General features: G+C 69.1%; 9 protein-coding genes and 4 pseudogenes. 10 read left to right on the forward strand and 3 right to left on the reverse strand.

Annotated features, from left to right (window positions below):
* Positions 1-8 precede the first annotated feature (8 nt).
* Positions 9-1082 (forward strand): HAD-IIIC family phosphatase, encoded by a 1074-nt coding sequence (locus ADK41_RS31410; protein WP_234319182.1) that lies wholly within the window; start codon positions 9-11, stop codon positions 1080-1082.
* Positions 1083-1147: 65 nt separating this feature from the next.
* On the opposite strand, the gene ADK41_RS31415 is transcribed toward ADK41_RS31410, so the two are convergent.
* Positions 1148-1810: an O-methyltransferase gene (locus tag ADK41_RS31415; protein ID WP_053670329.1), complete on the reverse strand. Its 663-nt coding sequence runs from the start codon at positions 1808-1810 to the stop codon at positions 1148-1150.
* Between the two features lie 260 nt (positions 1811-2070).
* On the opposite strand from ADK41_RS31415, the gene ADK41_RS31420 reads away from it, so the two are divergent.
* On the forward strand, positions 2071-2844 hold the full coding sequence (locus tag ADK41_RS31420; protein WP_030836813.1) for a thioesterase II family protein: 774 nt from the start codon (positions 2071-2073) through the stop codon (positions 2842-2844).
* A 334-nt stretch (positions 2845-3178) separates the two neighbouring features.
* On the opposite strand, the gene ADK41_RS31425 is transcribed toward ADK41_RS31420, so the two are convergent.
* The gene (locus tag ADK41_RS31425; RefSeq protein WP_030836815.1) at positions 3179-4003 is read right to left on the reverse strand and encodes an IS5 family transposase; all 825 of its coding nucleotides are present in this window, start codon (positions 4001-4003) and stop codon (positions 3179-3181) included.
* 231 nt (positions 4004-4234) lie between these two features.
* Positions 4235-4876, reverse strand: a pseudogene (locus ADK41_RS31430) (IS5/IS1182 family transposase); the annotation flags it as partial.
* 60 nt (positions 4877-4936) lie between these two features.
* On the opposite strand from ADK41_RS31430, the pseudogene ADK41_RS31440 reads away from it, so the two are divergent.
* The 8 genes and pseudogenes from ADK41_RS31440 to ADK41_RS31480 form a co-directional block, all read left to right on the forward strand.
* Positions 4937-6062 (forward strand): annotated as a pseudogene (locus ADK41_RS31440) (IS3 family transposase).
* Positions 6044-6319, forward strand: a pseudogene (locus tag ADK41_RS31445) (IS6 family transposase); the annotation flags it as partial. The pseudogenes ADK41_RS31440 and ADK41_RS31445, both read left to right, overlap by 19 nt.
* Positions 6320-6838: 519 nt before the next feature.
* Positions 6839-7609, forward strand: a complete 771-nt coding sequence (locus ADK41_RS31455; RefSeq protein ID WP_030836828.1) for a helix-turn-helix transcriptional regulator — start codon at positions 6839-6841, stop codon at positions 7607-7609.
* 230 nt (positions 7610-7839) lie between these two features.
* A complete protein-coding gene (locus tag ADK41_RS42600) occupies positions 7840-8883 on the forward strand; it encodes an iron-siderophore ABC transporter substrate-binding protein (RefSeq protein ID WP_030836831.1) in 1044 nt (347 codons plus the stop codon).
* Entirely contained in the window at positions 8880-9923 is a 1044-nt protein-coding gene (locus ADK41_RS31465) for a FecCD family ABC transporter permease (RefSeq protein ID WP_030836834.1), read from the forward strand. The genes ADK41_RS42600 and ADK41_RS31465 overlap by 4 nt, the downstream gene beginning before the upstream one ends.
* The gene (locus tag ADK41_RS31470; RefSeq protein ID WP_030836837.1) at positions 9920-10972 is read left to right on the forward strand and encodes a FecCD family ABC transporter permease; all 1053 of its coding nucleotides are present in this window, start codon (positions 9920-9922) and stop codon (positions 10970-10972) included. The genes ADK41_RS31465 and ADK41_RS31470 overlap by 4 nt, the downstream gene beginning before the upstream one ends.
* Positions 10969-11817 (forward strand): ABC transporter ATP-binding protein, encoded by an 849-nt coding sequence (locus ADK41_RS31475; protein WP_030836840.1) that lies wholly within the window; start codon positions 10969-10971, stop codon positions 11815-11817. Before ADK41_RS31470 ends, ADK41_RS31475 begins: the two co-directional genes overlap by 4 nt.
* A gap of 2 nt (positions 11818-11819) precedes the next feature.
* Positions 11820-12002 (forward strand): annotated as a pseudogene (locus ADK41_RS31480) (MFS transporter); the annotation flags it as partial.

Consider the following 12002-nt stretch of genomic DNA (forward strand, 5'->3'; position numbering starts at 1 on the left):
GAACCGGAGTGACGACCACCGCCCCCGTACTGAAATGCCTGGTCTGGGACCTCGACAACACCCTGTGGCGGGGCACCCTGCTGGAGGACGACGAGGTGACGCTGCCGGACGCGATCCGCGACGTCGTCGTGGAGCTGGACTCCCGCGGCATCCTCCAGTCCGTCGCCAGCAAGAACGACCACGAAACGGCGTGGGCCCGACTGGAGAAACTCGGCGTCGCCGAGTACTTCGTCCTGCCGCAGATCGGCTGGGGACCCAAGTCGGACTCCGTGCGCCGGATCGCCGACACCCTGGGCTTCGCCCTGACCACCATCGCCTTCATCGACGACCAGCCCACCGAACGGGCCGAGGTCACCTACCACCTGCCCGAGGTCCGCTGCTACGAGGCTGGAGCCGCCGAATCCCTGCCCGTGCGCCCGGAGTTCACACCGGCCCTGCGGACAGTGGACTCCCGGCGACGACGCCAGATGTACCAGGCGGGCTTCCGGCGTGAGGCCGCCCGCGCCGAGGCGACCGGGCCGGACGAGGACTTCCTGCGTTCCCTGTCGCTGGACATGCGCATCGGCCGCGCCACCGACGAGGAGCTGTCGCGCGTAGAGGAACTCACCCTGCGCACCAGCCAGATGAACGCCACCGGGGTGCATTACTCCGACGCCGACCTGCGCCGGCTGCTCACCGATCCCGGCCACGCGGTCCTCGTCGTCACGCTCACGGACCGCTTCGGCCCGCACGGCGCGGTCGGAGTCCTCCTCCTGGAGCGTCGCCCGGATGTATGGCACCTCAAACTGCTCGCCACCTCGTGCCGTGTGGTGTCGTTCGGCGCGGGCGCGACCATCCTCAACTGGCTCATCGGCGAGGCGGCTCGCGCGGACGCTCATCTGGTGGCGGACTTCAGACCCACCGACCGCAACCGCATGATGGAGATCGCCTACCGTTTCGCGGGATTCCAGGACGGCGAGCCGTGTTCCTGCGCCGCCGCCCTCCCGCAGGCGACGACCGAGGACCTGCAGCGCCTGCACCTGCGGCCCGAGCCCCGCCCGGCGTCGACGACGATCAAGGTGAACGCGGTCGCACTGGCCTGACCCCGACAGGACGGGGCGCCCCGGTGCGCGGGCCCGCGCACCGGGGCGCCCCGTCCTGAAATCGCTCAGCGCTTGCGAGCCAGAGTGACGCCGTCCGCCATCGGTAGAAGGGATATGTCCACACGCTCGTCCGAGACGAGCGCCGCATTGAGCTGACGAATGGCCACGGTGTCGGCGTCGTCGAATTCGGGGTCCGCGACGCGCCCGAAGAAGAGCGTGTTGTCGATGACCAGAAGGCCGCCACTTCTGGTAAGGGTGAGTGACTTCTCGTAATAGGCGCGGTAGTTTATCTTGTCGGCATCGATGAATACCAGGTCGAACGCTCCGGAACCCCGCTCCGTCAGCAACTCGCCCAGAATGTCCATGGCGTCTCCGGTGCGCGACTCGATCCGGTCCTCGACGCCGTCCCGTTTCCAGTACGCGGCACCGATTTCGGGCCACCGGTCGGCGATATCGCATGTCACGATTCTGCCGTCAGCAGGCAGCGCGCGGGCCATGCACAGGGTGCTGTAACCGGTGAAGGTGCCGATCTCCAGCACCGACCGCGCTCCGGTCAGCCGGACCAGCAGCGCCAGTAACTGGCCTTCCTCCGCCATGACCTGCATGGTCGAACCACCAGGCAGCTGCGCTGTCTCCTCCCGGAGGCCGCTCAGGACCTCGTCGTCGCGAAGGGAGACGTCCCTGACATAGGCGAGGAGGATGTCGGTGGAGCCGATCTGATGGGCCATGAAGGCAACCCTCTTCTCTTGGCGGTGCGCTGGATGGAAAACCCGTTCACGACCGTAACAGCGAATAGCGTGGCACGAAGCTGAAACGGAAATTCCGCAGTGCCGCACAACCTATGAAAACAGGCCATCATTGACCAGTGGAGCCGTGAGCCGTTGCTGATGTCCCGAAGGGTATGACAGGCTGACGGAATCATCGGTCGGACTTGAATCAGCCGGCACTCCGGAGCCGGGCGCAATCGTGAAGGGTGAAACTGGGCGACATGGTTCTCTTTCCCGCGGACAGTGGTCTTTGGTGCCGTCGTTTTCATCCCTCCCCGGACGCGACGGCCCGTCTCGTCTGCTTTCCTCACGCCGGCGGTTCGGCGAGCTTCTACTTCCCGGTCTCCAGCGAGCTCCGGGACCGGGTGGACGTGATGGCGGTGCAGTACCCCGGGCGCCAGGACCGCAGGGCCGAGCCGTGCGTCGAGGACCTCGGTGAACTGGCCGACGCGGTTTTCGCCGCGCTCCAGGGCCAGGACGATCTGCCGCTGACCTTCTTCGGCCACAGCATGGGCGCTCTCCTCGCCTTCGAAGTGGCCTGTCGCATTGAACGCTCGGGACTGAAGATCGAACGGCTCTTCGTCTCCGGGCGCGTGGGCCCTGCGGTGGTGCGGCCGGAAAGGCTGCACATCCTTCCCGACGACGACCTCCTGGCCGCGATGGCGGAGATGAACGGCACCGACGCGCGGCTGCTGGAGGACGAGGAAATCCTCCGCATGGCACTGCCTGCGCTGCGCAGCGACCTCCACGCGGTGGAGACCTACCGGTGTGACCCCGGGGCCGGGGCGGTGCTGAATTGCCCGGTCACCGTCCTGGTGGGGGACACCGACCCCAGAACCCCGCTCGACGAGGCCCGGGAATGGCATGCCCACACCTCGGCTGGCTTCGACCTGGAGGTCTTCCCCGGCGGACACTTTTTCCTGAGTGAACAGCCGACGGCCGTACTCGCCCTGCTGGACGCGCACTTCGCCGCGTCGCAGGCCGAGCCCGAGTAGGAGCGCGCCCTCGCCCCGCCGCCGGGCCCGCCACGGCCGGGCGGGTTCGCCTTTGGACGGGTTGTACTGCTCCGAGGGCTCGGGACCCCGAGACGGTCGCGGAACTCTGGTGACGACACAGCGGTGATGAGAGACCAGCGACACTGTACTGCTGCTCATGATGCGGCGGGCCGCCGATGGTGCCCTCGGCACGGTCCGAGTAGCGGTCAGGACTGGATCAGGTCAGGGGGCGCGTAGCCACGCTGTGAGTGAGCGTCTGATTCACCGTTGTCCGTTCGATTTGACTTAGAGGGCATCTGATCAACGTTCGCACCGTTCTGACGTCCATGTCCGTTTAGATTCGCCACGTTGGCGTAGATTCTCCCGTGAGCTCGCGGGACATTTTGTTAGCCATCGCCCAGTGGATCATTGCCCTTGATCGCTGCGGCAGGGCTTCGTAGTCCCGTGCCAGGCGGCGGTGCTGCATCAGCCAGCCGAAGGTCCGCTCGATCGCCCACCGTTTCGGTAGCGGTTCGAACCCTTTCGTCTGTGGCCGCTGCACGACTTCCACATTGATCCCCAGGCCGGCGCCGTGGTTGAGGATGCTGCTCTGGTAGCCGCCGTCGGCCCAGACCTTCGACACGGTGGGGTGGGCGGCGGCCAGGTCGTCGAGCAGGAGCTTGCCGCCGGTGGTGTCGTGCACGTTCGCGGCGGTGACCAGCACGGCCAGGACCAGGCCGAGCGTGTCGGTGATCACGTGCCGCTTGCGTCCTTTGATCTTCTTGCCGGCGTCGATGCCCTGGCTGGTCTCGGCCACGTTTGCCGAGGTCTTCACGCTCTGCGCGTCGATTACGGCCGCGGTCGGCTGAGGGCTGCGGCCGTGGGATCGGCGGGTCCTGTCCCGGAGCAGGTCGTGGACCTGCTGGGTGGTGCCGTCGGCTTCCCACTTGGCGTAGTGGTCATAGACGGTCTTGTACGGCGGGAAGTCGTGGGGCAGGTATTCCCACGGGATGCCGGTGCGGTTGACATAGAGGATCGCGTTGACGATCTCCCGCAGTTCGTGCACCCGGGCCGCCGTGCCGGGCCCGGTTCGCCTGGCTCGCCAGGCGGCGAAGACGGGTTCGATCAAGGCCCAGCGGGCGTCGGAGACATCACTGCGGTACGGACGACGAACACTCACACCTTGCCCAACGACCGCCAACGCCAGCAGTCACAAAACCATCCCTAACTATCAGCTACATAGATCAGATGCCCTCTTACTGAGCTTCTTCAGTCGCCACCCCTGCGAGTGAGGGACAGTTGAGTGTTGACGATGTCGGCGAGCAGGACGGATGCCTCCGGGCTGGTCCGAACCGGCACCATCAACGTCACCCGATCGGTGGCCGTGCTGAAGAAGCTCACTGAACCGTTTTCATCCTGAATATGTGCAGGTCAGCAGGGTGTGGACGGCTTGGACTGCCGTGCCGATGCGGCGGGTGGAACAGCGGGCCCGCCGCAGCAGCCTCCACGTCTTGAGTTGGGCAAAGGCTCGTTCGCCAGGTGACCGGAGTCGGGCGTGGTCGCGGTTGAACTGCTGGCAGTGCTCGGGTTGTTCGCCGTGGTGGTAGTAGGGGGTGCGGAAGGTGGCGCCGGCGCCCTGGTAGGCGCGGTCGGCGAGGACGAGGATCTGCCGGGTCAGGCAGACCTGGACGATGCCGTGGGCACGGGCTGCGGTCAGGTCATGTGTGCGGCCGGGTGTCGCGCGGGGGAACCAGGGTGGTGTGCCGTCGGGACGGGCGATGACCTGCACGTTCATGCCGTGCTTGCGGTGTTTCTGGGAGTAGTACGGCTCGTAGGCGGCGATGGGGTCGATGGGGATGAGCGTGCCGTCGACGATGACGAGGTCTCCTTTGCCCAGGCCGACGAGGGCCTCCTGCAGGCCGGGCGCCCAGGAGGCCAGGACCTCGAGGGTCTCGTCCACGTACCGCCAGGCGGTTGCGGTGGAGATCCCGAACCCCGTCGCGAGCCGGGGCAGCGTCTCGTTCTTGCGCAGGTGCACCAGCGCCAGTGAGGCTGATCCTTTGGTGTGGACACCCTGACAATGGATCTTGATGGTCCAGGGAGGGATGTCCAGGTGGGACGCAAGTCTCCGTATCCGGAGGAGTTCAGGAAGGACGCCGTCGCGCTCTACCGCGCCGCGACCGGGAAGCGGACGTACGCGGCAGTGGCCGCAGATCTCGGCATCACCACGGAGCCGTGCCCGGACGCCGTGACGCGGGCGGGAGCGAGGCGGAGGAACCGGCCCGACTGCGGGCGGAGAACGCCCGGCTGCTGAAAGCGGAGAAGGAGTGGCAGCTGGAACGCGAGATCCTGTGCCGGGCAGCGGCCCATTTTGCTCGGGAGGTGAAGTGATCCCTCACCGCTGGGACTTCATCTCCGCCAACCGCGCCGACTACTACCGGCATCTGGCCAGCGAGCAGACCCGTGCCGAACGCCAGGCCGAGGAGAAGCGGACCGTGAGCGAGATCCGCGCCATTCACGCCGAACACCATGGTGCCTACGGCGCTCCGCGTGTCCATGCTGAACTGCGGGCGAGGGGATGGAGGATCAACCACAAGCGCGTCACCCGTCTGATGCGGATCAACCACATCGTCGGGCGGCACCTGCGGAAGAAGAAGCGGACGACGATCGCTGACCACACGGCGCCGCCCGCGCCGGACCTGGTCATGCGCGACTTCACCGCGGACACGCTGAACACCAGGTGGTGTGGCGACATCACCTGCATAGCCGCCGGGACGCCCTGGCTCTACCTCGCCACGGTGATCGTCATCTGCTCGAGGAGGGTGGTGGGCCGGTCGATCGCCGATCACATGCGCACCTCACTGGTCACCGACGCGATCGAGACGGCCGTGGCCGCCCGCGGCGGCCGGGTGAACGGCGCTGTCTTCCACACCGACAGGGGCGTCCCATACGGTGCGGCCGCCTTCGCCGAGGTGCGCCGCCTGCACGGGATCCGCCGCAGCATGGGACGCGTCGGCTCGAGCGATGACAATGCCCTCGCCGAGTCGTTCTTCCAAGGCCTCAAACGCGAATTGCTCCACGGGAGGAACTGGACCTCGAAGGCACAGACGCGGCTCGAGCTGTTCCGCCGGCTGTCGTACTACAACCGGCGCCGTCGGCACTCCGCGCTCGGCTACCTCACTCCAACCGAATTCGAACAGCAACTGACCACGTCACCTACGCTGTCACTCGTCGCGTGAAACCCGGTGTCCACACCCGGGGATCAACCTCAGCGGAGAACAGCCACCAGCCCATCAGGCAGCGTGAACGGGCGATGAAAGGCTTCCGCGACACCGGTGCAGCCCAGCGGTTCCTGTCCGCATTCAGCGGCATCTCACCCCACTTCCGGCCCCGCCGCCACCGGCTGTCCGCACACGACTACCGAGCCGAAATGACCGTCCGCTTTGCGATCTGGGAGCAGATCACCGGCGCCGCCGGCCCCTCCACCACGGCCTGAGCACAACCCGGAACCGGGCTCCACCACACCACGACGCACCATCAGACACCTACCCACCCAACAACGTGACAGCACCTCCCGTAGCGTTCAGCGTTCCGTACGCCTACTGGTGCATCGGCGGCACCGCCCTGTATAAGGACGCCCTGAGGAAGGGCGCCGTCGCCCAAGACGTCCCGGTCAACCACAGCCCTCGCTTCCCCTCCGTGCTCCAGCCCGCCCTGGACACCGGCGTCACCTCCCTCACCGCGGCCGCGCTCGCCCGGCTGGCGCCCTGAGCCCGTTGCGGCCCGCCCGGGCAGACAGCCCGGTCGTCGGGGCCGGTGGGCGAGGGTCCACGTCCGGAGGGTGGTGGAGGCCGCCGGGGGATCCGTACTCCGTCGGCGCCGGACATCGCGGTCGGCAGCGGACCGCTCGCCCTGGCGGCCGGGGCAGATCCGCCTCCCTCCGGCGCCGCGATCCAGAGCTGGTCCGAGGCGGGACGCGCGGCCGTGGAGATCCGGCTCCGGTTAGCCTGGGCGCATGCGTGTCACCAGGGACCTGCCGACGCTCGCCGCCGGCGAGGTGGACGTGCCCTTCGTGATTCAGGGGTATGAGGAGGTCGTCGACGCCGATACCGCGTGGAACGAGCACTCGCACCCGTGGCACGAGCTCCTCTGGAACGAGCACGGCACGTCCACCGCCGTGGTCGGCTCCCAGGTGTGGTGCATCACACCGACGCTGGGACTGTGGATGCCGGCCGGGCAGCTGCACTCCGCCTCCGCGGTCGCGGGCACCTCCTACCGCGCCCACTTCTTCCGGCACGGCACGGAGTCGGCGCTGCCCGACGTGCCGGTGGCCGTGGAGATCACCCCGCTGCTCCAGCTGCTCCTGGAGCGGCTCGAGGAGGCGGAACTGCCGCCGAGCTCCCGGGCTGTGACCGAGGCGATGGTGCTCGACGTCCTGCGGCCGTCGCCCCGGGCGCTGCTGGTGCAGCTGCCCACGTCCTCGTTGCTGCGGCCGATCGTGGACGGGGTCCGAGCCGACCCGGCGGACCAGCGGACACTGGCGGGCTGGGCCGCCGCCCTCGGCTGCAGCGCGCGCACGCTGACCCGCGCCTTCCGTGCCGAGACGGGCACGAGTTTCGCCCGCTGGGTTGCCTCGGTCCGGGCCCAGCACGCCGTACAGCTCCTCTCCCTTGGATGTGAGGTCGACGTGGTAGCCGACGGGGTCGGCTACCGCTCGGCGAGCGCCTTCGGCGCGGCCTTCCGGCGGACGACCGGCATGACGCCCGGCAGGTTCCGGGCGCGCTGAGAACGTCGGTGCGGACGCCTTCCCTGCGCCGGAGCCATCTGCCCGCATGTCCCGATCGCTACAAGGGCTGTCGAAAAGGCTCGATTGATCAGCGCGCCTTCGCTCCATACGCTGTGCAGGTAAGCCTTACCTAACTTGCCATAGCAAGTCCGGTGCCCTGCTCCACGACCCACAGTCCGCGGTCCGGACGTGCGAGTCCCGGCACCCCGACTGAAAGCGAAACCGGGTCGATGAGAACTCCACGCCTGCGTGCGCTCGCCCTCGCGGCGGCCCTCCTGTTCGGACTTACCGCCTGCGGCGGCGGGTCCGCAGACAAGGACGACAGCAGCTCCGCCGGCGCCGATGGCGCTGGCCAGTTCCCCGTGACGATCAAGCACGCGCTCGGGGTTACCGAGATTCCCTCCAAGCCCCAGCGCGTCGCCACCGTGAACTGGGCCAACGACGAGGTGCCGCTCGCCCTCGGCGTCGTCCCCGTCGGCATGGCCAGGGCCAACTTCGGCGACGACGATGGCGACGGCGTGCTGCCCTGGGTCGAGAAGCGGCTCAAGGAATTGAACGCCAAGACCCCGGTGCTGTTCGACGAGACCGACGGCATCGACTTCGAGGCCGTCGCCGACACCAAGCCCGACGTCATCCTCGCCTCGTACTCCGGATTGACGGAGCAGGACTACGAGACCCTCAGCCAGATCGCCCCCGTCGTGGCCTACCCCGAGGCCGCCTGGGCGACCCCATGGCGCGACATCATCCGCCTCAACAGCAAGGCCATCGGATTGGCCGACGAGGGCGACGAACTGATCGCCGACCTCGAGAGGCAGATCGAGAAGACCGCCGCGAAGTACCCCCAGCTCAAGGGGAAGACGGCGATGTTCATGACGCACGTGTCGTCCAAGAACGTCAGCCAGGTCGGCTTCTACACCACCCACGACACCCGCACGCACTTCTTCACCGACCTCGGCCTGAAGATCCCCGCCAGCGTCTCCGGACCGTCCGGGGCGACGAAGAAGTTCGTCCTCACCAAGAGCGCCGAGCACATCGACGACTTCAACGACGTCGACATCATCACCGGCTACGGGGACGACAAGGGCGAGCTGCTGAAGGCCCTCAAGAAGGACCCGCTCACCTCCAAGTTGGCCGCCGTCGAGCGGGACTCCGTCTACCTGCTGCCCGGCAGCACCCCGCTGGCCACCGCCGCCAACCCGACCCCGCTGTCCATCCCGTACGTCCTGGAGGACTACGTGAAGGCGCTCGCCGAGGCCGCGGACAAGGCAGCGTGACCGTCACCGAGACCCCGCCCGCGCCGGACACCGCCCCGCTGCGGCGTCCGGCGCGCGTGCGCGTCACCTGGCTCCTCGTTGTCGCCGCGGTCCTGCTCGCCGCCATGACGGCCTCCCTCGCCTTCGGCTCCCGCGACGTCGCCTGGGCCGACGTCTGGGCGGCGCTCGGCGGAGCGGAGGCCACCTTGGAGGAGGCAGCGGTCGCCAACCGCGTACCGCGCACCCTCCTCGCCGTCGCCGTGGGCGCCGCCCTGGGCCTGTCCGGCGCGGTCATGCAGGGCGTCACCCGTAACCCGCTGGCCGACCCCGGCATCCTCGGCGTCAACATGGGCGCCTCGCTCGCCGTGGTCACCGGCATCGCCCACTTCGGCCTGGCGTCGGTGTCTGGATACATCTGGGCGGCGATGACCGGAGCGGCCGTGACCGCAGGGTTCGTGTACGCCGTCGGCTCGCTGGGCCGAGGCGGCGCCACCCCGCTGAAGCTGGCCCTCGCCGGGGCGGCCATCTCGGCCGCGCTCGCCTCACTGGTCAGTGCCGTCGTCCTGCCGCGCAACGACATCTCCGACACCTTCCGGCTGTGGCAGATCGGCGGCGTCGGCGGTGCCACCCACGCGCAGCTCGGCAGTGTCCTGCCGTTCCTCGCCGTTGGCTTCCTCGTCTGCCTGGCCTCCGCCCGCGCCCTCAACTCCCTCGCCCTGGGCGACGAGCTGGCCGCCGGACTCGGTGAGCGGGTGGCCCTCGTGCGGGCCGGCGCCGCGCTCGGCGCGGTCATGCTGTGCGGCGCGTCCACCGCCGTCGCCGGCCCGATCGCTTTTGTCGGACTCGTCGTACCGCACGCCTGCCGGCTGCTGGTGGGCGTGGACCACCGTTGGCTGCTGCCGTTCTCCGCGCTGAGCGGCGCCGCCCTGCTCACGGTCGCTGATGTGGTGGGGCGGGTCGTGGCCCGGCCGTCCGAGATCGAGGTGGGCATCGTGACTGCGTTCGTCGGCGCCCCCTTCTTCATCCACATCGTCCGCCGGCAGAAGGTCAGATCACTGTGAACGCCCCCGTCGTTACTGCCCCGCCCACACTGCGCGCGGTCACCCGCACGCGGGTCCGCCGCGCGTACCGGCGACGGCTGATCGTCTGCGCCCTGCTGGTCCTCGTCGGCGCCGCGTTCGCCACCACGCTCATGGCCGGGCACACCTTCTCCCCGGCCTCCGACGTGCTGCGCGTGATTATGGGCGAGCAGGTGCCGGGCGCCTCCTTCACCGTCGGCACGCTGCGGCTGCCGCGCGCGGTGCTCGCCCTGACCGCTGGATTCAGCTTCGGCATGGCCGGCGTCGCCTTCCAGACGATGCTCCGCAACCCGCTCACCAGCCCCGACATCATCGGCATCAGCGCGGGGGCGAGCGCGGCGGCGGCCATCGCCATCGTCACCTTCTCGCTGAGCGAGACCCAGGTGTCCGCGCTGGCGATCGCCGCCGCGCTCGGGGTGGCGCTGCTGGTGTACGTCCTGGCGTTCCGCGACGGGGTCGCCGGCACCCGGCTCATCCTGATCGGCATCGGCATCGCCGCCCTGCTCGACAGCGGCACCTCCTACGTCCTGTCCCGGGCCGGTGAGTGGGACCTCCAGGCGGCGATGCGCTGGCTCACCGGCAGCCTCAACGGCACCACCTGGGAGGAGACCGCGCCTACCGTCCTGGCCGTGCTGGCGCTTGGCCCGGTGCTGCTGTTCGAGGGCCGCAACCTGAGCGCACTGAGCCTGGGTGACGACACGGCCTCCGCGCTCGGCGTCCGTGTCGAACGCACCCGCGTCACCGTGATCGTCGCCGCCGTCGGGCTGATCGCGTTCGCCACAGCGGCGGCTGGACCGATCGCCTTCGTCGCGTTCCTCTCCGGGCCGATCGCCGCCCGGCTCACCGGAACCGGCGGCTCCCTGCTGGTGCCGGCCGGCCTGGTCGGCTCCCTGCTCGTCCTGGTCGCCGACTTCACCGGCCAGTACGCCTTCGACACCCGTTATCCCGTGGGCGTCGTCACCGGCGTCCTCGGGGCCCCCTACCTCGTCTACCTGATCGTCCGCACCAACCGGGCCGGAGGCTCACTGTGACCACGTCCCACACCCTCGCCACCGAGGACCTCACACTCGGCTACGGTGACCGCGCCGTCATCGAGGGCCTGGACCTAACCCTCGCGGCCGGGCGCATCACGGTGATCGTCGGCGCCAACGCCTGCGGCAAGTCGACGCTGCTGCGCTCGATGTCCCGGCTGCTCGTCCCGCGCACCGGCCGGGTCGTCCTGGACGGCAAGGAGGTTCACCGCACCCCGGCCAAGGAACTCGCCCGCATCCTCGGGCTGTTGCCGCAGTCACCGGTCACCCCCGAGGGCATCACCGTCCTCGACCTGGTCGGCCGGGGCCGCCACCCCCACCAGCGGGCCTTCTCCCGCTGGACGGCCCAGGACGACGCCGCGGTCGCCGCCGCGCTGGAGGCCACCCACACGACGGAACTGGTGGACCGGGCGGTCGACGAACTCTCCGGCGGCCAGCGCCAACGCGTGTGGATCGCGATGGCGCTGGCGCAGCAGACCGACCTGCTGCTGCTCGACGAGCCCACCACATTCCTCGACATCAGCCACCAGATCGAGGTCCTCGACCTGCTGACCGACCTGAACCGGACCCGCGGCACCACGATCGTCATGGTCCTGCACGACCTCAACCTGGCCGCCCGCTACGCGGACCGGCTCGTCGCCCTGGCCGCCGGACGGCTGCACGCCGCTGGAACGCCCGAGGAGGTGATGACCGAGGACACGGTCCGGGCCGTCTACGGCATGGACAGCCGCGTCATCGAGGACCCGGTCTCGGGCAAGCCCCTCGTCCTGCCGATGGGACGCCATCACGCGACGACCGGGGACACGGAAGCCACCCTCGTGTCGGAGTCGGCCGGGAACCGCTGACCATGCACGCCAAGCTCGCCGCAGTGCTCCCCGACCTCACGCCCTGGCGCTCCTCCCGCGACTTCCGCCTCCTGTGGGTGCAGGGTCTGGTCACCTACCTCGGCAGCGTGATGGCGCTGATCGCGCTGCCGCTCCAGATCAAGGAACTGACCGGCTCACCGCTCGCGGTGGGCGCGATGGGCGCC

Origin of the sequence: Streptomyces caelestis (genome assembly GCF_001279005.1) — a bacterium.
Classification (GTDB): domain Bacteria; phylum Actinomycetota; class Actinomycetes; order Streptomycetales; family Streptomycetaceae; genus Streptomyces; species Streptomyces heliomycini.